Below are 18191 nucleotides of genomic sequence, written 5' to 3' on the forward strand. Positions count from 1 at the left end.
AATCAAATCCGACTGCCAACTAGAATGAGTACAACTGCCAGGGTGGGGTAGTCGGTTATCCTAAGGGACTGTGGATCCCTCGACCCGGGTTCGAATCTCGGCCCTGGCCTTCCGTTTTCAGGTTCAAATCTCTTCTCAAGCCATTAAATCACGACCCTGTGGTCTCCAGACATCCATTGCAAACCCCTTCGGCAGGTGAGGGTGGTTGACCGGCCCCTGCCGGGCAATCCGCGCCACCAGATCCGTATAGCCCGTACCGGCGCGCCCGGGTCCCCCGCATGGCAGCCGGCTGAAGATGCGTTCGTGTTCCTCTCCTTGCATTACCACATCCTAAAGATCCTGAGCGGGTGCGGGGCGGACGTGTGCGGAGGTGCGGCACGTCCTGCGGGCGATGTCCGGCACCAGTGCTGTGATAACAGGCCGGAGTCTCAGGTATAGAACGCGCCGGGAAGCCGGTTAACTTGTCTCAGCAGAGGGAGGCGGGAGCAGGAAGCCTCGCCCGGGAGCGCGGGTAGTTCGCCTAGATGGCCTACGCGATCCGCTTTCCTGCTGCCTCAAGCCGGGGAGTCTGGTCGTAAATCTCTTCAACCGTGAGGACAACCGCTGCCATTCCTTCTGTGCGAGCCGCGAACTCCTCACTGTGTCCCGCCCAGACTCTCTTGTCAAGCATCGCTGTTACTTCGTCATGTTCGTGGATCATCACCCTCCCCTTCACCTTATATGCTGTAAACGGTGGGGTCCATTCCCAGGCACAGAGCGAAGCAACAGGGTGCCGCGTGAGGTTCTCGTAGGTTTGCATGAAATAGAGCTCGCCCCAGATGATGGTCTCGGGATCCCTGACCATGACCGACTTGGCTGCAACATTGGGCATCCCATCAACTCCGGTGGTCGCGACGGGCACCGAATGCCAGTCTTTCAGGAGCGCAATAAGGTCATCGGGCATTATTACCATGGATCATCGCCTCAGAAAGGACCGCATCCTAACAACGTTAGGACTACCGGGCATGCTCATAGGCATTCCGGTGCAGTACTCCGCTAACGTTCTCGGGAAGCCCATCCCGGGGAACGCATCGATAGGGATGCCGAAACGCTGTGCAGGGCTCGGAGAGATGCCTATCTGAGAGGAAACTGCTGTACGACGGGCCATATGGGGAGCGCGAGACTTCGGAAAAAATTCGCCACCAGCGCTGGATATAACTACCCGACGGACCATACTGGAGGCCATGAACCGAAGAACGATCAGTATGCTGCTTCTGGCATCCCTCATCGCGCTCGGCAGTATCGCCGCCGGGTGCACCGATACGCCGGATGCGACGTCGGCGGATTCTGCTCCACCCGCCGGAGAGGAGACGCCGGACGACCCCGGCAACGTGACGGCCGGGAACACCCGGTTTGCATTCGACCTCTACCGGCAGATCGCGAGCGCCCCGGAGTCCACGGGTCAAAACCTCTTCTTCTCGCCCTACAGCATCTCCTCGGCCCTCGCGATCACCTACGAGGGCGCCCGCGGCACGACCGCCGACGAGATCCGGTCGGTGCTGCACCTCCCGGCGAACGACACCCTCCGGCGGGAGGGGTTTGCCGGGATCGATGCCGATCTTGCCCGTGGTGACGAGAACTACACCCTGCGCACCGCAAACGCCCTCTGGGCGGAGGAGAAATATCCGTTCCTCCCGGAGTACATCGACGTGGCCGAACGTTGGTACGGGGCAAACACGACGAACCTTGACTTCGCGAAGAACCCCGAAGGGTCGCGCGCGACCATCAACCGCTGGGTGGAGGGAGAGACCGAAGAGAAGATCCGCGACCTTCTGCCGCCCGGTTCGATCGACTCCATGACCCGGCTCGTGATCACGAACGCGATCTACTTCAAGGGTTCCTGGGTCATGCAGTTCGATGCGAACGAGACGCGGGAGGAGGAGTTCCGGGTTGCACCAAACGAGACCGTGCACGTCCCGATGATGCAACGGACGGATGAGGACGCGATCTACGGGTACGCAGAGACTGCGACCCTCCAGGTGCTCGAACTGCCGTATGCGCACGGAAGCGGAACAGAACTCTCGATGCTCGTCCTGCTCCCGAAAGAAGACAACCTGACGGCTGCTGAGGAAGCCCTTGATACAGAGAAGATCGCGGCCCTGTGGGATTCGCTGGTGCGCGAGCGTGTCAACGTCTTCTTCCCGAAGTTCACGCTTGAGACGGAGTACAGTCTCCCGGGGACGCTTGCAGCGATGGGGATGCCGACGGCGTTCACCAGCGATGCCGACCTTTCGGGGATGGACGGCACAAAGGACCTCGTCATCAGCGGCGTCGTCCATAAGGCGTTTGTGGACGTGAACGAAGAGGGCACCGAGGCCGCGGCCGCGACCGGGGTCGTCATAGGCATTACAAGTGCACGTCCAGACACTACGCCCGTCTTCCGGGCGGACCACCCGTTCGTCTTCCTCATCACGGAGAAGGACTCCGGCACGATCCTCTTTATGGGACGGGTCACCAATCCGGAAAACTCATAAAGGGCAGGGGGCGGGGCTGTCGTCCCGCCTCCCGTATGGGCTCCATGCGGGAGACTTCAACGGTAACATCGAGAGTTTAGAGCTGCGAATAGGGCACGGGGTGAGGCAGGATCGGGGCCCCCTCACACCTCCCGGAGCCGCTCGACGATTGTCTTCTGCAGGTACCCGATGATCGGCATATCCGAGCCGATCACCGCGTGCCGTCCGGACCCTGCGGTGGCGATCGCGAGAAAATCCCGGCCGTCGACCAGGATCGCGCATTCCTCCCGCCGGAGGCCGTCCATCATGGGCCCGTTCACCGGCCGGGAATCCAGGAGATCGACGACGGTTCTCCGGGCCTCGTAGATCGGGAGCCTGATCCCGGCATACTCCTCCCTCCTCCGAACGACAACGTAGAGGTCGATCTTGCGTTCAAGCGGCTTGATGATCGTGTAGTACCTCTGGAGAAACCCCGGGTTGTAGCAGAGGATCACCATGCTCCTCTTCACCCGGCGGAAGAGCGAGGTGATATGATTCTCGATCGCCCAGCCGCTCCGGAGGATGAAGAACGAGTCCGGGGCAAGGCGCGGTTTGACCGAGAGGCTCTTTAAAGCCTCGCGTGTCTCATCAAGGGACCGGACGTAGTCGTCCTTGAGCCGGTCGAAGACCACATCGATGTCAAGGATGTAGTAGGAGGCCGGAGAACCCTCCTCCACCCCGATGAACCCCCGCCGGGCCAGATCGTTCAAGATCTCGTAGATCCGCCCCCGGGGAACCCCGCTCACCTCGTGAATATCCCGTGCGGTCGCCTTCTGCAACCCGACGAGTGTGGAGTAGACGCTCGCCTCGTACTCGTTCATCCCGAGGGCCCGGAGCCCGGGGATGATCTCAGGAGTCATTGCACCTCTATTGAGTTGCACCAGACTTATGGTTTCCGGAGAGAGACAGATAGATCGGCGAGAGAGCAGCCATCTCTCGCAAGACCGTCCCCCGGAGCAGCCGCCCGTCAGAAACCCTGTAGTCCATGACTTCACCCGGAAAACAGGCACTCCACGGAGAACGAGCCGGAACGCCGGGCGGAGGATACCCACCTTCGAAGAGGGCTGCCCTGGTGAGGACGGACGAGAGCAGCACGCGAAGAACGATACCACCTGAACTAATCCCCCGGTGTATCATCGCCGAAACCGGGAAGATCCGTCATCAACATACCCTGGAGCGTATCCGGAGGCAGCGGCGGCGGGCTCGAGGCAGCGGCCCGGGCCGCCGCCCGAACCGTTGCCCGCCCGGCAAGGTTTCTACGGCGAAAACGTCCTTCCTATCCTGACATCAACCGCAGACATGCCCCGGGGACCTCTCCGTTCTCAAAGACCGGGCTCAACAACCCATTCCGTAGAGGCTCCGGCACGGTAACCTGAGGCCTGCATCGCCCGGGTTTCAGTAGATTCATATCTATCCCCTCGAAATTACTACTTCCAGCAAATGAGCTGTTTATCATGAGGAGAGACGTGATCTGCGCACCCGCCTGCAACGCCGGACCTCACCGGAACCCTGGTGAACCCCCGTGCCGGAGACCTGCACATCGCAGAACATCCTGCAAGGAGCCACATCCCCGGGAGACCGGCCGGGTCCGGACCGGGACCGGACTCCTCCCGCCGGCAGACTACCGGCGCGCCGTAGCCCTGCTTCACCGCCCCGCGGGCGGGAAGCCCGTAGAAAATCCGTTCTCACGTGTTCTCACGGCGGGGCAACCCGATGAGGGGGGCCGGCGATACCGGGTTCCCGACCCCGCGATGCGCCGGAGGTTCGCAGGGGAGTACGGCACCGGGCCCGCCGGAAAGAACGATGCCGGGATTGCCCACGCGGCAGCCCCGGCGATCGCCCGGGAGGAGCGCGGATGAGGAACCCCTACGAGTGGCTCGCCGCCACCGTCAACGACCACACCTGGGCCGTCGCCGGGGTTGCCGGAGCCATCTTCATCCTCGCGTTCTTCGGGCTCTCGATGGTCACGATGGAGACCGGCGACGACACCTACATCGACAAAACCACCCCCCGCGGCGCGCTCCTCGCCCACTACAAGGATACCTACGGCTCAGACGCGATCATGCTCATCTACGAGGCGGACAGCGTGAGGAGCCCCGATGTCCTCAGGTATATCGACCGCCTCCAGGAAGACCTCAGGAACGAGCGCTACGTCGACGAGGTCTCCGGCGTCGTCGATCTCCTCAAACGGGCGAACGGCGGCACCCTGCCGTCGTCCAAAGCGGAGATCGACGCGATCATCGCTCAGGCTCCCCCGGAACTCGTCGAGAGGATGCTGCCCTCGGACCTCATGACGATCAGCGTCATCACCCTTGACCCGGGCGTCTCCATGGACGCCCAGCAGCAGGTCCTCGGGAACATCGAGTCTACCATCCGTATATCGGAGCCCCCGCCAGGTCTCTCAGTCACGGTCTCCGGCAACCCGGCGTTCTCGAAGGAGATGGGCGAGGCGATGGGGACCGAGATGGGCACGCTGATCCTCGCGGCCATGCTCCTCATGGTCCTCGCGGTGACGCTCCTCTTCTCTCACGTCCGCTACCGCCTCCTCCCGGTCGCGGTCGTCGCCGTCGGGCTCATCATGACCTTCGGGTTCATGGGCCTCTTCGGGATCCCGGTCAGCATGACGGTGGTCGGGGCGTTCCCGGTGCTCATCGGGATCGGGATCGACTACGCCATCCAGTTCCATGCCCGGTTTGACGAGGAGATCCGGCACAGTACTATCCCGGAGGCAGTATGGACCACGGTAGTGAGCCTCGGCCCCTCGGTCCTGATCGCGATGTCGGCGACGGCGCTCGGGTTCATCGCGATGTTCTTTGCGCCGGTGCCGATGGTGGCCGACTTCGGGATGGTCTGCACCATCGGGGTCGCGTCCTGCTACGTCGCGGCGCTCATCATCGTCCCGGTCTTTGCAATCATCATGAGGTACCGGCCGAAAAAGGAGGCCGCAGCCTCCGCTCCCGTCCCGGAGCCCGGGAACTCTCTCCTCGACCGGTATGACCGCCTCCTCGGCCGACTGGCGTATACCGTCGCCAAGCACCCGCTCCCCGTCATCCTGCTCTTTGCCGTGGTCGCGGCAGGGGGCTATCATCTCGACCAGAGCGTCCCCATCAGCGCAGACGAAAAGACCTTCGTCCCCCGCGATATGCCGGCCCTCCAGGACCTCGAGAAGATCACCCGGACCATGGGATCGACGAGCACCATCCCGATCATCGTGATTGCAGACGACGTCCGGAGCCCGGAGACGCTCACCTGGATCGAACAGTTCGGGATCTACGAACAGGAGCACAACGATAAGATCACCGGTGTTGCGAGCATCGCAACCCTGATCCGGGAGCATAACGACGGGGTGCTGCCCTCGACCCGGAGGGAGACCGACGAGGTCGTCGCCCGGATCCCGGAGTCGACCCTGAAACGTTACCTCAACGGGAACATGGAGGCGGTGCTCGAGTTCTCGACGGTCGATATGGAGATGAGCGTCGCCCGCGATCTCGTCAAGAGGATGCAGAGCGACGCAGTGTGGAATAACCCGCCGGCCGGCGTGACGGTGAAGATCACCGGCAGCATGGAGATGTTCGCTGCCGTCATGGATGATATCAACGAGTCCAGGACGCTGATGACCGTGCTCGGGTTCGCCTTCATCCTCGGGTTCCTGGTCCTCGTCTACCGGAGGTTCGGGGCCGTCTCGCCGGTCATCCCGATCGTCTTCATCGTGGGCTGGAACGGGGCGATCATGTACCTGCTTGGCCTCGACTACACGCCGCTGACCGCCGTCCTCGGGTCGATGACGATCGGCGTGGCCTCCGAGTACACCATCCTGATCATGGAGCGGTGCGAGGAGGAACTTGCCCGGGGCATGGAGTTCCTCGATGCCATCCAGACCGCCGTGCAGAAGATCGGGACCGCCGTGACTGTCTCAGGGCTGACGACGGTCTTCGGGTTCGCGGCACTCACGCTCTCGACGTTCAATATCATCGCTAACTTCGGGATCGTGACGGTCATATCGGTTGGGTTCTCGCTCGTGGGAGCGATCGTCGTGATGCCGGCGATCCTCGCGTTGATGTACCGCTACACCGGGCGGCCGCGGGTCCCGGCCGGGGCTCGCACGTGACCGGCCTCTGATCGGGATCCGGGGGCGACCTCGGGAACGCTCTCCGCCTGTTGCCTCCACCAGCACCACGGCTGGCTGGAGGTACATCAGGCTTATATAGTACCTATCATATCCTTTCCCGGTGGTATACCGTGGCAAATGGAGACCTCGCGGCGCAGGTATTTGCGCCATTTGCACCTCTTGAGGAGTTGACCCGCAACATCATTCTGTTTCTGCCAAACATCATCGCAGCAATCATCATTCTTATCATCGGCTGGATTCTGGGGCGGATTCTTGGGAGGGTCGTTGCAGAGATTATCGACCGGATCGGCGTCGACGACGCCCTCAGGAAGACGGCAGTCGGGACACATATCGAGCGGTCGGGGATAAGTATCGTCCGGTTATTCGATCTCATCGTCCGCTGGCTCATCTACCTCATCGCGATCCTCGCGGCCGTCAGCGTCCTCCAGATCGCATCCCTGACGGCGGCGGTCGCGGCCATCGTGGCCTACATCCCGAACGTCATCGCCTTCATCCTGATCCTGGTCATCGGGATCATCCTGATCGACTGGCTCATGGATCTCCTCCAGGGCATGGGGGAGGCGCAGAGGATCGAGGGCTTCGGGGTGATCGCGATGGCACTGCGGGCGTTCCTCTACTTCGTCGTCGTCATCCTCGCGCTCCAGCAGCTCCTGATCGACCTCTCGATCATCTATGTCTTCGTCATCCCGCTCGCCTGGGGACTTGCGCTCGGGCTCGGTGCGGCGATCGCCATCATCGTCGGGCTTGGCCTCCGGGACCGGGCGCCGGAGATGATGGACCGGTTGACGGGCAGGGTGAAACGGGAGTAACCTTTTTCCGGGCGGGTTTCCTACAGCCCGCCATACTTCTGTACGTGTTCCCGGGCCCGGCGGTACCGGGGATCCTCCCCACCGGCAGCGCCGTAGTGCCGCCGGTCCTCTCCCACCGGGCAGACCGTGATGCAGACGCCGCAGGGGGAGATGTGGCGCCGGGCGAGTTCGGCGCTGTTTTTGGCGCAGGAAGCCTTATCGGTGAGCCCCTCGGGGTAGTCCCGCCCGTCGAGCGCGCCCGCGGGGCAGGCCTCGACGCATCGCATGCACCGGGTGCAGAGGTCTTCTTCCCGCAGGGGATCGGGAGGGAGTTTTGCGGCGGTGAGGACCGAACCGAACCTGACACGGGGGCCGTATTCCGGGGTGAGAAGGGCGTTGTTCACGCCGAACGTCCCGAGCCCGGCGAGGAAGGCGGCGTGCCGGTGCGAGAAGAAGGCGACCGGATTCTTCAGGAGCACCTCGATGCCCCCATAACCATCCCGGGGGACGAAGACCGAGGGGTAGCCGTGGTCGTTGAGGAACGACGCGAGCCGGTAGGTGTACTGGTCGAGCAGGGTGTTGACGGTCCTGTAGAGCTCGTGGTAGTAGATCGAGGGGGCGGTCCCGAGCACCGGGAGGTGGACCGGGAGGCCGACGACGATCACCGACCGGGCTTCGGGAAAGATCGACTGCGGGTAGAACTCCTCCGGCATCCAGGGTTCAAACGGCGGGTGCTCCCACCGGTCCGTGCCCGCGACCCCGACGAGCGGGATCTCCATCCTCCGGCACCGTCGAAGGACGGCCGCCTTCAGGTCGTGGTTCATAACTATTGAGATCTCTTGCGCCGGGCAGGGGAAAAACATTCACATCCCGGGCACGAACCGGATGCGATATCTTCTATCATGCGGGGTGAAGCGGCAGGCAGGCACGCCTACTCGGCCTCCCCGTATTCCCCCGGCACCCACCGATCCCCTTCCCTGCCGATCTCCTTCTTCCAGATCGGCACAGTCTGCTTGATCCTGTCGATAATATATTCACAGGCGGCAAATGCCTCCTTCCGGTGCCCGGCTCCGACGATGATGAGGAGGATGGTCTCGCCGACCTGGAGGGACCCGACGCGATGGACGATATTCACCGACTCGATCGGGTATTCGCGCATCGTCTCGTCACGGATCAACCCCAGTTCACGGACTGCAACCTCCTCGTAGACCTCTAGTTCCATCCGCTCAATCCCGCCGTCGTCCCTGACGACGCCGCAGAAGGTGACCAGGGCTCCCATGCCTGGCCTCTTCGCCGCCTCGATCATCGCGCCTGCGTCGATGATATCCCTAGTGATACCAATCATGTGCCTCATCCCCCCGCGACCGGCGGGAAAAGGGCTACCTCATCCCCATCCGCAAGGGCGAGAGTCCCGATATCATTCCTGTTCATTCGTCTCCCGTTTCGCATCAGGATAACATGGGACCGGAGCGCCCCCGTCCCATCAAAGATTGCGTCGCCCTCGTCCCCGGCACGCTCCCGGAGTGCAGCAAGAACCGTTGCCATCGCCGCTCCGTCCGGAACCTCGATCATGAGGTCGCTCCCGAGAATCTCCCTGAACCGGGCGAACACCCTCACACGGACCTTCATGGTCGCACCTCACCCCCGCAGGCAGGGCATCCGGACCGCCGCTCTACGGCATACGTCTCAAGCGTCGTCGCGAGCCCGTCCCAGAGGAGGAGCCGATTTAACAGGAGGTCGCCGATGCCGGTGATATACTTGATCGCTTCATTCGCCTGAATGAGGCCGATGATCCCCGGGGTCGTCCCGACGACCGGGAAGACCTCGGCGGGCGGGGCCTCCGGGAAGAGGCACTCGAGGCAGGCGGTCCGGCCGGGAATGATAGTCGTCACCTGGCCGTCGAATCCCCGAATTGCACCGTGCAACAGGGGAATACCTGACCGGAGCGCCTCCCGGTTCAGGAGGTAACGGGTCGGGAAATTGTCCATCGCATCCACGATCAGGTCGGCATCGCCCACCAGGTCGCGGACATTTGCTTCATTGATAGTCGTTGCAAAGGCCTCGACCCGGATATCGGGGTTTGCCTCCCGGAGTTTCGCTTCCGCTGATCCGGCCTTCAGCCTGCCGATATCCCTCTCCCAATGGAGGACCTGCCGGTTCAGGTTGGTCAGGTCCACGATATCCCGATCCGCAAGAAGGATCTCCCCGACACCGGCAACGGCAAGATAGAGAGCGATCGGGCAGCCGAGACCCCCTGCCCCGGCGATGAAGACCTTCGCTTTCTTCAGCCGTTCCTGCCCGTCCTCGCCGAAGAGGAGGATCTGCCGGGCGTAGCGCTCCCGTTCCCGTTCAAGAAGCATACCGCTATCCTCCATTCGCCGTCGGCGTCCTGTGCCGTGCCCGGTAGTCGTCGATCGCCTGATGGATCCCCTCCTCAGCGAGAACCGAGCAGTGGAGTTTCTGGGGAGGCAACCCCTCCAGCGCCCCGGCAACTGCTTTGTTGGTGACCGCCCACGCCTCTTCAAGGGTCTTTCCCTTGATCAACTCGGTGGCCATCGAACTCGACGCGATGGCAGCGGCGCACCCGAAGGTCTTGAATTTCGCATCCACGATCCTGTTCTCTTCGATCCGGAGGGTTATCCGCATAATATCGCCGCAGGCCGGGTTTCCGACCTCACCGACACCATCGGCATCCGGGATCTCCCCCATGTTTCGGGGGTTCATGAAATGGTCCATAACTCGTTCGCTGTACATAGAAATCACGCGTTATCGTACTGGGCTGATCGGGGACATCTTCCGCAGGCGCTCGATCACCCGGGGGAGGACCGAGAGGACGTAGTCGACGTCCTCTTCGGTGTTCCGAGAGCCGAGGGTGAGCCGGAGCGAACCGTGGGCATGCTCAGGTGGGAGGCCGCAAGCGGTGAGGACGTGCGAGGGCTCAAGCGATGCCGAGGTGCAGGCGCTTCCCGTGGAGGCGGAGATCCCGAGGGCATCGAGCATGAGGAGGATCGACTCGCCCTCGACGTAGCGGAAGGCGACGTTGACGTTGTTCGGGAGCCGTTCCGTCGGGTGGCCGTTGAGTCGGGTCTCCGGGATCGCGTCGAGGATCCCCCGGATCAGCCGGTCCCGCATCGCGGCGATCCTGGTGGAACTCCGGGGTGCCTCGGCAACCGCGAGTTCGATAGCCTTTCCAAGCCCGACGATTCCGGGTACATTCTCGGTTCCAGCGCGTCGCCCCCGCTCCTGCCCGCCGCCGTCCATGAGTGCCCCGATCCGGATCCCCCGCCGGACGTAGAGCGCTCCCGCCCCCTTCGGGCCGCCGAATTTATGGGCCGAAAGCGAGAGGAGATCGATCCCCATCTCGTCCACGTCGATCGGTATCGCCCCGATCGCCTGGACGGCGTCGGTATGGAAGGGGATGCCGTGATCGTGCGCGACCTCAGCGATAGCCCTGACCGGCTGGATCGTTCCAATCTCATTGTTCGCGATCATCACCGAGATGAGGATGGTCCGGTCAGTGATCGCCTCCTCGACATCGCCCGGATCCACGCGGCCGAGCTCGTCGACAGGCAGGTAGGTGACCGAGAACCCCTGCTTCTCCAGGGTGCGGCACGGGTGGAGGACGGCGTGGTGCTCGATCGCGGAGGTGATGATGTGGTTGCCGCGCTTCCGGTTCGCCGCCGCCACCCCTTTGATCGCCCAGTTGTCGGACTCCGTGCCGCCCGAGGTGAAGCAGACCTCCTCCGGCCGGGCCCCGATGGCCGCCGTCACCCGTCCTCGTGCCTCCCCCACCGCCTCCTTCGCCTCCCGGGCGAGGGCATAGAGCGAGGAGGGGTTCCCGAACCGTTCCGTGAAGCAGGGGAGCATCGCTTCGACGACCTCAGGCCGCGTCGGCGTCGTCGCCGCGTGGTCCATGTAGACCGACCGCGATCTCCCGTTAGCCATGGCGCTTGCACCCCATCCCGGTCATGTGCAAAGGTATTTGTTCTTCGAGATCAAAGTTAACAATTGTTAACATCAACGTTAGATTTGTTCCGGGACAATTAAAAGCTGTGGTATCATGAAACTCCCCTGCCAGTTGATTGTATGGAATGTACTGCCCGCAATCCGTGCTGCGATCGCGGAAGAACTGAGTAATATGGGTGTCTCCCAGTTGGAGGCCGCCCGTCTCCTTGATATGACACCGTCGGCGATATCACAGTATCTCACCGGGAAGCGGGGATACCGGATCGTCTTTGAGGGTGAGGTGAAAGAATCGCTCAACCAACTCGCACGGGATCTCCATACCGGTCAGGTAGACGATCTTGCCGCCCGGATATGCGAGATCTGTGCGCAGATCCGCGAAGAGAACCGGCTGAGCGGTTCATGCGATGAGGGTACATAAGAGAGGCTCACCAGTGGAATCCAGAGGTAGCAGAGAATCGGTCTTTGCGGCTCTCAAGGCAAAAGGACCGGTGCTGGTCGCCTACTCCGGGGGCATCGACAGTTCGCTTCTGGCTGCGCTGGCCGTCCGGGCGCACGGCAAGGAGCAGGTCAGGTGCGTCCTCCTGGACTCGCCGCTTGTGCCCCGGCGGGCAGTAGATGAGGCGCAGGAGACTGCCGCCCGGCTGGACCTCCCCCTGGAGGTCGTGGCGTTCCCGATCCTCCGGGACGACGCATTCCGGGCAAACCCGCGAGATCGGTGCTACATCTGTAAGAAAGCATCGTCCCGCCTGCTGAAGGAACTGGCACGGCGGGAAGGGATCGACGCGGTCGCAGACGGGACGAACACCTCCGACTTCGAAGCGTACCGCCCGGGACTTGCCGCAAGCGACGAGGAGGGAATCTGTCACCCCCTCGCCGAGGCGGGTGCAACGAAGGACGACATCCGCAGGATCGCCCGCGAGTGTGGGTTTCCGTTCTGGAACAGGCCTTCGGCAGCCTGTCTTGCCACCCGCATCCCCTACGGGGACGTGGTCACGGAAGAGGTGCTCGCCCGGATCGAGGCGGCCGAGAAAGCGTTGCAGGACCGGGGGTTCTGCCAGGTGCGGGTCCGCGTACATGGCGACGTCGCCCGGATCGAGGTGCCTCCCGACGCACTGGAACAGCTCTTTCGCATACGGGACGTGGTCACGGCCGCGCTCCGGGGGATTGGCTTTACCTACGTCGCCCTGGACCTCGCCGGATACCGGAGCGGGAGCATGGACGAGGTCCTATGACGATCGGGGACTGCAGGGTGGATTTCCCGATCACCCGGGACCTTATCTACCTGGACAGCGCCGCCACATCGCTCACCCCAAAGCCGGTGGTCCAGGCAATGGTCGAATACGACCTCCGGTACCGGGCAAACGTCGGGAGGGGCATGCACCGGCTCGCCGCCGTCGCCACTCACCGCTACCGGGACGCTCGCGACGCCATAAGGTCGTTCATCGGGGGAGAGGTGGGCACCCTTGCCGTCGCCCGGAACACCACCGAGGCGATCGGGGCGGTCGCCGCCGGTCTGCCCTGGCAACGGGGCGACCGGGTGGTGACGACCATGCTCGAACACCACTCAAACCTCCTTCCCTGGCTCCGGCTCCGCGAGCGGGGGGTCGCGGTGGATATCATCCGGCCGGACGCCGCGGGCAACCTCGACCTTGCCGACCTGGAGGCGGCCGTCCGCGACGACACCCGGCTCGTCGCCGTTACCCACGCCTCGAACGTTCTCGGCACCGTCCTCCCGGTCGGGGAGATCGCCGGGATCTGCCGCGACCGGGGTGCCCGGCTCCTCGTCGACGGCGCCCAGTCGGTGCCGCACCTCCCGGTCGACGTTGCAGCCATGGGGTGCGACTACTTCTGCTTCTCGGGCCATAAGATGCTCGGCCCGACCGGGACGGGCGGGCTCTGGATGCTTGGTTCGGACCTCGAACCGCTCTTCGTCGGGGGCGGGGCGGTCGAGAGCGTGACAGACGGAGGCTACACCCTCGCTCCCGGCGAGCAGCGCTACGAGGCGGGAACGCCGCCGATCGCCGGCACCATCGGGCTTGCACGGGCGGCGGCATACCTCCGGGATATCGGGATGGACACGGTGCGGCGGCACGAGGAGCGATTGTGCGCCCGGCTGATCGACGGGCTCGCCGTGCTCGACGGCGTCACAGTTGCAGGGCCGGATGCAGACACTGAGCGGATCGGCGTCGTCTCGTTCACGGTCGAGGGGATGCATCCACACGAGGTGGCGCAGATCCTCGACGAGGCCGCCGCCGTCCTCGTCAGGTCCGGGCACCACTGCTGTCAGCCGCTCATGGAGCACCTCGGCCTCCCGGAAGGGACGGTGCGGGCGAGCACCTACATCTACACCACAAAGGAGGAGATTGATACGCTGATAGCCACCGTCGAAGAGATCTCCCGGAGGATGATCTGATGCTCTACCGCGAACTGCCGATTGTCAAGGTCGACGGGGACTCGTTCGTCCCATCGACCCACCCCGTCGTCGAGGAGATGCCGCTCTCCGTGACCGTCAACGGGCGCCACGCCCTCACCGCCATGACGAGCCCGACGATGCTCCGGGAGTTCGTCGTGGGATTTCTCTACACGGAACGGATCGTCACGGGGTTTCATGAGGTCGAGTCGATCCGGATCGAGGGAAACACCGTGAGTGTCCTCACAAAAAACCCACTCGCGATCCTGACCTCCCACAAGACCGTCCTCTCCGGGTGCGGGGGGAGCACCTCGTTCCTCGATGCCGGACGCCTCCCCGGGATCGTATCGGACCTTACGCTCTCGCGCGAGGTGATCCGGGCGGCGACGAAAGAGACCCTTGACTCGGAACCCCACCGGATCACCGGCGGCATCCACCTTGTCGGGCTCTTCGACGGAGAGGGGAGGGCGATACGGATCGCCGAGGATATCGGGCGGCACAATGCACTTGACCGGGTCGTCGGCCACGGCCTTCTTGAGGGGATCGACTTTTCACGGACGTTTGCGGTCAGCTCCGGCCGAATATCCTCCGAGATGGTCAGGAAGTGTCTGCTGGCGAACATCCCGGTGATCGTCTCGCGCGGGGCGACAACCACCGCCGCTGTCGAGGCCGCGGAGGCGGGCGGGCTCACCATCATCGGGTTCGTGCGGAGCAGGAAGATGAATATCTATACCGGGTGGGAGCGGGTCCGCGGGGCTTCAACGCCGCCCCCCAGCGGATGAACGGGGGCTCTTGTCACGCTCAAGCAGCCTGCAGGCCTGGCAGACCTCGCCGGTCGAGAGCTCGCCGCAGATGCGGCAGCTGCCGGGGGAGCCTTTCGGCTCCGCGGAGCGGGCCGACTGCCTGACCCCCTCACGGAACTGCATCAGGCGGAGCATTGTACCCGGATGGCGGTGCTCGAGCCCTGCAAGCATCGTTCGCACCTCCGACCGGAGCGCTGTGCTGGCATACGGGCACTCGGGCAGGTCGCGGAAGTAACCGCGGAGGAGAAGGTAGGTCACGATTTCTTTCTCGGAGAGGACGGCGAGCGGTTTTATCCGCGGGATGAAGTGCCCGGGCTGCCCGGTTGAAGTATCCTGGAGAAGGCGGGACAGGTCACCGCGGAGCACGTTCATCAGGGCCGACTGCGCTTCGTCGTCGAGGTTATGGCCGGTGGCAAGTTTCGTCACGCCGACCTGCTTCACCGCTTCGGCGAGCGCACGCCTGCGCAGCACGCCGCAGACGGTGCAACCCTGCGCCTCCCGCCCGACGAGGAGCCTGTCGAGGTCGTCCCCGAAGAGGTCGGCGAACGTGACGATCGAATGCTCGACGCCGAGTTCGCTCGTCAGGTCTCTTGCGGCCGCGCTCGTTCCCTCCCGGTAACCCGCGATACCCTCGTCGACGGTGACCGCGACGAGGCTTGCGTTGAGCGCCGGGAGGAAGCGGTGGAGCAGCAGAAGCAGGGCGGTACTGTCTTTCCCCCCGCTCAGGCCGACGGCGACCCGATCGCCTGGCGAGACCATCCGCTCGCGCGTCATGGCGGCGAGGACGCGTGCCTCGACGTCGTCGATGAAGTGGGCGGCGCATAACCGTCGTTCCGGCTCGACGAGGCGGACGACCGCAGGTTCGCGACAGAGGGAGCAGAGGTTCTCTCCGGGCACCGGCTCACCCGCCGTGCGAGAACCGGAGGATCCGGATCTCGTCGCCCTCGTCCGCCGTCACGTCCTCGGGGACGATCGTGCCGTTCTTCACGACGATCACGGTCATCGGGTTGATCCCGAGTTCGAGGAGGATCTCTTCTATCGGCGCGGAAGCATGAGGGATCGTCCGCACACTTCTGTCTGGGAGGATGATTTGCATATGTCACCTCGGGTGTAGGGCCCACCGCCCCTTAAGTGCCTGCACCAGTGCATTCTCGCGCCTTTTGTGACGTATAAGGCGGACGCTCACCGGGCGCACCCATCCTCGTTCTCGTAGCACTGCAGGATCGAGAGCGCGATATCCCGGCCAAGCCGTTCCTCGATGAAAATCAGGAAAAACTCAAGGTATTCGGGAGGGACGCAACCGAGGCTCTCGCTCCCGTCCAGTATCAGTCCAACAATGTATTGAAGGTCATTGCCATTCAGCCGTTCCAGCCGTCTCCGAAAATCAGCGGGATCGGCCGTATAATGATTCGCAAGTGGCGGGAGGACGGACCGGTAAGGCCCTCCCGAACCCGCACACACCAGCCCCAGGTATTCCGGGGCAGATTTCTTCAGGATCGTTATATCCCACTCATTCAGAACTCGTGGCATGGGTTCGTCTCCATGGGGCCGGACACGGGCCGCACATATTCACAATTGTTAATTACACGTGGGGATAATACTTGTGAACAAGGCTGTGTCTTTGGCCACAAAAAGGGGTTGTGATACTATCTTGGCTTCCAATTTCGATCAGTTTCTTGCCGAAGCGATCGCCGGGTTGAAAGAGAAGCGCAACGCCGTCATCCTCGCCCACAACTACCAGATCCCGGCGGTGCAGGAGGTCGCCGACCTTGTCGGAGACTCGTTCGAACTCGCACGGGCGGCAGCGATGGTCGATGCCAGCGCCATCGTCTTCTGCGGCGTCGACTTCATGGCCGAGACGGCCGCGATTCTCTCGCCGGCAAAGACCGTCCTTCTCCCTGCCGCCGACGCCTGCTGCCCAATGGCGGAGATGATCACCCCGGGTGAGGTCCTGGTGCTCCACGAGCGCTTCCCGGACGCCGCCGTGGTCGCCTACGTCAACACATCCGCCGGGGTAAAAGCAGAGAGCGACATCTGCTGCACCTCCGCAAACGCCGTCGCCGTTGTCGAGTCGCTCGACGCGGAACAGGTGATCTTCCTCCCTGACCGAAACCTCGCACGCTACGTTGCCCGGTTCACCAAGAAGGAGATCCTCCCCTGGGATGGCTACTGCATTGTTCACGACCGGATGACGGCCGACGAGGTGGCGGCAGCCCGCCGCGCCCACCCGGACGCCGAGGTGCTCGTCCACCCCGAGTGCCGGCCCGATGTGATCGACCTCGCCGACCACGTCTGCTCGACCTCGGGGATGGTACGGCACGCCTGCGCGAGCCCCGGGCGGGAGTTCATCATCGGCACCGAGGTCGGGCTCCTGCACCAACTCGAAAAAAAGTGTCCGGGGAAGGCCTTCTTCCCCCTTTCGAGCCGGGCGGTCTGCGTCAACATGAAGAAGACCGATCTATCGGCGGTGCTCGCGGCCCTTGAACGGTTCGAACCGCGGGTGACGGTCCCCGGGGATACTGCCGCCCGGGCGCGGACGGCGATCGAGCGGATGCTGGACCTTCCCCGGTAGGCCGGGGGAACCGCCGGTTCCAGGACTTCAGAGTTCCTTGAGGAGATCCCTCTGCCCGACAAACCGGTCCCAGTCCCAGGGTTCGTCGAGCACCCGGACCTCGACGTTCCGGACGCCGTTTACGTCGAGCACCCGACGCCTGACCTGATCGGTGAGGTAGTCGACGAGCGGGCAGGCGGTGGTGGTCAGGACCATCTCCACGAGCACCGAGGAGTCCTGGACAGTGATCCCTTTGATTAGCCCGAGGTCAACGACGTCGATCCCGACCTCCGGGTCGATCACCTCCTTGAGGGCCGTCCGGATCGTCTCCTCAAGCGCGATCTCTTCCTGCCGTTTTCCGGCACCGGCAAACGCTCCCGACCGTTCCATCGCCCGGAGTTGCTCCTCGATCCGGTTCTGCCGGTCGAGCATGCGGCTGACCACCCGGAGCATCGGGTCGGGGAGGTCGCCATGGTCGAGCCCTTCGCTCCCTTTCGGGCATTTCGGGCCGGCGATCCTGCCTGGAACGCCCACGACCGTCGCGCCGGCGGGAACGGAGCGGACGACGACCGAGCCTGCCCCAATCTTTGCCCCGCGCCCGACGGTGACGGGGCCGAGGACGCTCGCCCCCGACCCGATGATGACGTTATCTTCGATAGTCGGGTGCCGTTTTGTCCGTTCAAGTGCAGTGCCACCGAGCACCGCTCCCATGTAGATCAGGACATCGTCGCCGACCTCCGCCGTCTCCCCGATCACGACGCCCGAGCCGTGATCGATGAAGACCCGGCGGCCGATCGTTGCGCCGGGGTGGATCTCGACCCCGGTCAGCGCCCGGGCGATATGGGAAATCAGCCTGGCCGGAAAGTAGAACCGGCGGTGGTAGAAAATATGTGCGATCCGGTGCGCCCAGATCGCGTGGAGGCCCGGGTAACAGAAGATCACCTCAAGCGTCGACCGGGCCGCTGGATCTTTTGCAAAGACCGTCCGGATATCTTCCCTGATGCTCACCGTGT

20 protein-coding genes and 1 tRNA gene are annotated in these 18191 nt (G+C 63.6%); 9 read left to right on the plus strand and 12 right to left on the minus strand.

What is annotated here, in order from left to right; all coding sequences use genetic code 11:
- Positions 1-36: 36 nt before the first annotated feature.
- Positions 37-109, plus strand: a tRNA-His gene (locus QZ408_RS02635).
- 420 nt (positions 110-529) lie between these two features.
- Here QZ408_RS02635 and QZ408_RS02640 read toward each other — a convergent pair.
- Complete coding sequence (locus tag QZ408_RS02640; RefSeq protein WP_292489520.1) at positions 530-943, minus strand: pyridoxamine 5'-phosphate oxidase family protein; 414 nt, start codon at positions 941-943, stop codon at positions 530-532.
- 280 nt (positions 944-1223) lie between these two features.
- On the opposite strand from QZ408_RS02640, the gene QZ408_RS02645 reads away from it, so the two are divergent.
- Positions 1224-2513 carry a serpin family protein gene (locus tag QZ408_RS02645; RefSeq protein ID WP_292489522.1) on the plus strand — a complete coding sequence of 430 codons (1290 nt, stop codon included), beginning with the start codon at positions 1224-1226 and terminating at the stop codon, positions 2511-2513.
- Between the two features lie 122 nt (positions 2514-2635).
- On the opposite strand, the gene QZ408_RS02650 is transcribed toward QZ408_RS02645, so the two are convergent.
- Positions 2636-3391 carry a helix-turn-helix domain-containing protein gene (locus tag QZ408_RS02650; protein ID WP_292489524.1) on the minus strand — a complete coding sequence of 252 codons (756 nt, stop codon included), beginning with the start codon at positions 3389-3391 and terminating at the stop codon, positions 2636-2638.
- Between the two features lie 995 nt (positions 3392-4386).
- Here QZ408_RS02650 and QZ408_RS02655 point away from each other — a divergent pair.
- Both QZ408_RS02655 and QZ408_RS02660 read left to right on the plus strand, forming a co-directional pair.
- On the plus strand, positions 4387-6639 hold the full coding sequence (locus tag QZ408_RS02655) for an RND family transporter (RefSeq protein WP_292489525.1): 2253 nt from the start codon (positions 4387-4389) through the stop codon (positions 6637-6639).
- Between the two features lie 131 nt (positions 6640-6770).
- Positions 6771-7469, plus strand: a complete 699-nt coding sequence (locus tag QZ408_RS02660; protein WP_292489527.1) for a hypothetical protein — start codon at positions 6771-6773, stop codon at positions 7467-7469.
- A gap of 20 nt (positions 7470-7489) precedes the next feature.
- On the opposite strand, the gene QZ408_RS02665 is transcribed toward QZ408_RS02660, so the two are convergent.
- The 6 genes from QZ408_RS02665 to nifS form a co-directional block, all read right to left on the minus strand.
- Positions 7490-8272, minus strand: coding sequence for a 4Fe-4S binding protein (locus QZ408_RS02665; protein ID WP_292489529.1), 783 nt, complete (start codon positions 8270-8272; stop codon positions 7490-7492).
- 107 nt (positions 8273-8379) lie between these two features.
- On the minus strand, positions 8380-8793 hold the full coding sequence (locus QZ408_RS02670) for a molybdenum cofactor biosynthesis protein MoaE (protein ID WP_292489531.1): 414 nt from the start codon (positions 8791-8793) through the stop codon (positions 8380-8382).
- Positions 8794-8798: 5 nt separating this feature from the next.
- Positions 8799-9077 (minus strand): ubiquitin-like small modifier protein 1, encoded by a 279-nt coding sequence (locus QZ408_RS02675; protein ID WP_292489533.1) that lies wholly within the window; start codon positions 9075-9077, stop codon positions 8799-8801.
- Positions 9074-9808: a HesA/MoeB/ThiF family protein gene (locus tag QZ408_RS02680; RefSeq protein ID WP_292489535.1), complete on the minus strand. Its 735-nt coding sequence runs from the start codon at positions 9806-9808 to the stop codon at positions 9074-9076. The genes QZ408_RS02675 and QZ408_RS02680 overlap by 4 nt, the downstream gene beginning before the upstream one ends.
- A 4-nt stretch (positions 9809-9812) precedes the next feature.
- Positions 9813-10202 carry a Fe-S cluster assembly scaffold protein NifU gene (gene nifU, locus QZ408_RS02685; protein WP_292489538.1) on the minus strand — a complete coding sequence of 130 codons (390 nt, stop codon included), beginning with the start codon at positions 10200-10202 and terminating at the stop codon, positions 9813-9815.
- A gap of 12 nt (positions 10203-10214) precedes the next feature.
- Positions 10215-11393 carry a cysteine desulfurase NifS gene (nifS, locus tag QZ408_RS02690; RefSeq protein ID WP_292489540.1) on the minus strand — a complete coding sequence of 393 codons (1179 nt, stop codon included), beginning with the start codon at positions 11391-11393 and terminating at the stop codon, positions 10215-10217.
- A gap of 115 nt (positions 11394-11508) precedes the next feature.
- Here nifS and QZ408_RS02695 point away from each other — a divergent pair, with 115 nt between their 5' ends.
- Genes QZ408_RS02695 through fdhD form a run of 4 tightly spaced genes read left to right on the plus strand, consistent with a single transcriptional unit; the run spans position 11509 to position 14606 of the window.
- Positions 11509-11832 (plus strand): transcriptional regulator, encoded by a 324-nt coding sequence (locus QZ408_RS02695; RefSeq protein ID WP_292489542.1) that lies wholly within the window; start codon positions 11509-11511, stop codon positions 11830-11832.
- A gap of 13 nt (positions 11833-11845) precedes the next feature.
- Positions 11846-12646, plus strand: a complete 801-nt coding sequence (gene larE / locus QZ408_RS02700) for an ATP-dependent sacrificial sulfur transferase LarE (protein ID WP_292489544.1) — start codon at positions 11846-11848, stop codon at positions 12644-12646.
- Positions 12643-13827, plus strand: a complete 1185-nt coding sequence (locus QZ408_RS02705; RefSeq protein WP_292489546.1) for a cysteine desulfurase — start codon at positions 12643-12645, stop codon at positions 13825-13827. Before larE ends, QZ408_RS02705 begins: the two co-directional genes overlap by 4 nt.
- Positions 13827-14606, plus strand: coding sequence for a formate dehydrogenase accessory sulfurtransferase FdhD (fdhD, locus tag QZ408_RS02710; protein WP_292489548.1), 780 nt, complete (start codon positions 13827-13829; stop codon positions 14604-14606). Before QZ408_RS02705 ends, fdhD begins: the two co-directional genes overlap by 1 nt.
- On the opposite strand, the gene QZ408_RS02715 is transcribed toward fdhD, so the two are convergent.
- The 3 genes from QZ408_RS02715 to QZ408_RS02725 form a co-directional block, all read right to left on the minus strand.
- Positions 14583-15524: a TIGR00269 family protein gene (locus QZ408_RS02715; protein ID WP_292489550.1), complete on the minus strand. Its 942-nt coding sequence runs from the start codon at positions 15522-15524 to the stop codon at positions 14583-14585. The two genes, fdhD and QZ408_RS02715, sit on opposite strands and share 24 nt — an antisense overlap.
- A 4-nt stretch (positions 15525-15528) precedes the next feature.
- Positions 15529-15723: a MoaD/ThiS family protein gene (locus QZ408_RS02720; protein ID WP_292489552.1), complete on the minus strand. Its 195-nt coding sequence runs from the start codon at positions 15721-15723 to the stop codon at positions 15529-15531.
- 86 nt (positions 15724-15809) lie between these two features.
- Positions 15810-16157, minus strand: a complete 348-nt coding sequence (locus QZ408_RS02725; protein WP_292489554.1) for a hypothetical protein — start codon at positions 16155-16157, stop codon at positions 15810-15812.
- Positions 16158-16278: 121 nt separating this feature from the next.
- Here QZ408_RS02725 and nadA point away from each other — a divergent pair, with 121 nt between their 5' ends.
- Positions 16279-17199 carry a quinolinate synthase NadA gene (gene nadA / locus QZ408_RS02730; RefSeq protein WP_292489556.1) on the plus strand — a complete coding sequence of 307 codons (921 nt, stop codon included), beginning with the start codon at positions 16279-16281 and terminating at the stop codon, positions 17197-17199.
- A 27-nt stretch (positions 17200-17226) separates the two neighbouring features.
- Here the strand turns inward: nadA and cysE are convergent, their stop codons facing one another.
- Complete coding sequence (cysE, locus tag QZ408_RS02735) at positions 17227-18186, minus strand: serine O-acetyltransferase (protein WP_292489558.1); 960 nt, start codon at positions 18184-18186, stop codon at positions 17227-17229.
- Positions 18187-18191 lie beyond the last annotated feature (5 nt).

Origin of the sequence: Methanoculleus sp. 10, assembly GCF_913757945.1 — an archaeon.
In the GTDB taxonomy this organism is placed as follows: domain Archaea; phylum Halobacteriota; class Methanomicrobia; order Methanomicrobiales; family Methanoculleaceae; genus Methanoculleus.

What these genes read in the sequence shown, in the direction of transcription:
- QZ408_RS02640 (WP_292489520.1), bottom strand. Translation starts at nt 943, where the DNA reads ATGCCCGATGACCTTATTGCGCTCCTGAAAGACTGGCATTCGGTGCCC.
- QZ408_RS02645 (WP_292489522.1), top strand. Translation starts at nt 1,224, where the DNA reads ATGAACCGAAGAACGATCAGTATGCTGCTTCTGGCATCCCTCATCGCG.
- QZ408_RS02650 (WP_292489524.1), bottom strand. Translation starts at nt 3,391, where the DNA reads ATGACTCCTGAGATCATCCCCGGGCTCCGGGCCCTCGGGATGAACGAG.
- QZ408_RS02655 (WP_292489525.1), top strand. Translation starts at nt 4,387, where the DNA reads ATGAGGAACCCCTACGAGTGGCTCGCCGCCACCGTCAACGACCACACC.
- QZ408_RS02665 (WP_292489529.1), bottom strand. Translation starts at nt 8,272, where the DNA reads ATGAACCACGACCTGAAGGCGGCCGTCCTTCGACGGTGCCGGAGGATG.
- QZ408_RS02670 (WP_292489531.1), bottom strand. Translation starts at nt 8,793, where the DNA reads ATGATTGGTATCACTAGGGATATCATCGACGCAGGCGCGATGATCGAG.
- QZ408_RS02675 (WP_292489533.1), bottom strand. Translation starts at nt 9,077, where the DNA reads ATGAAGGTCCGTGTGAGGGTGTTCGCCCGGTTCAGGGAGATTCTCGGG.
- QZ408_RS02680 (WP_292489535.1), bottom strand. Translation starts at nt 9,808, where the DNA reads ATGCTTCTTGAACGGGAACGGGAGCGCTACGCCCGGCAGATCCTCCTC.
- nifU (WP_292489538.1), bottom strand. Translation starts at nt 10,202, where the DNA reads ATGTACAGCGAACGAGTTATGGACCATTTCATGAACCCCCGAAACATG.
- nifS (WP_292489540.1), bottom strand. Translation starts at nt 11,393, where the DNA reads ATGGCTAACGGGAGATCGCGGTCGGTCTACATGGACCACGCGGCGACG.
- QZ408_RS02695 (WP_292489542.1), top strand. Translation starts at nt 11,509, where the DNA reads ATGAAACTCCCCTGCCAGTTGATTGTATGGAATGTACTGCCCGCAATC.
- QZ408_RS02705 (WP_292489546.1), top strand. Translation starts at nt 12,643, where the DNA reads ATGACGATCGGGGACTGCAGGGTGGATTTCCCGATCACCCGGGACCTT.
- fdhD (WP_292489548.1), top strand. Translation starts at nt 13,827, where the DNA reads ATGCTCTACCGCGAACTGCCGATTGTCAAGGTCGACGGGGACTCGTTC.
- QZ408_RS02720 (WP_292489552.1), bottom strand. Translation starts at nt 15,723, where the DNA reads ATGCAAATCATCCTCCCAGACAGAAGTGTGCGGACGATCCCTCATGCT.
- QZ408_RS02725 (WP_292489554.1), bottom strand. Translation starts at nt 16,157, where the DNA reads ATGCCACGAGTTCTGAATGAGTGGGATATAACGATCCTGAAGAAATCT.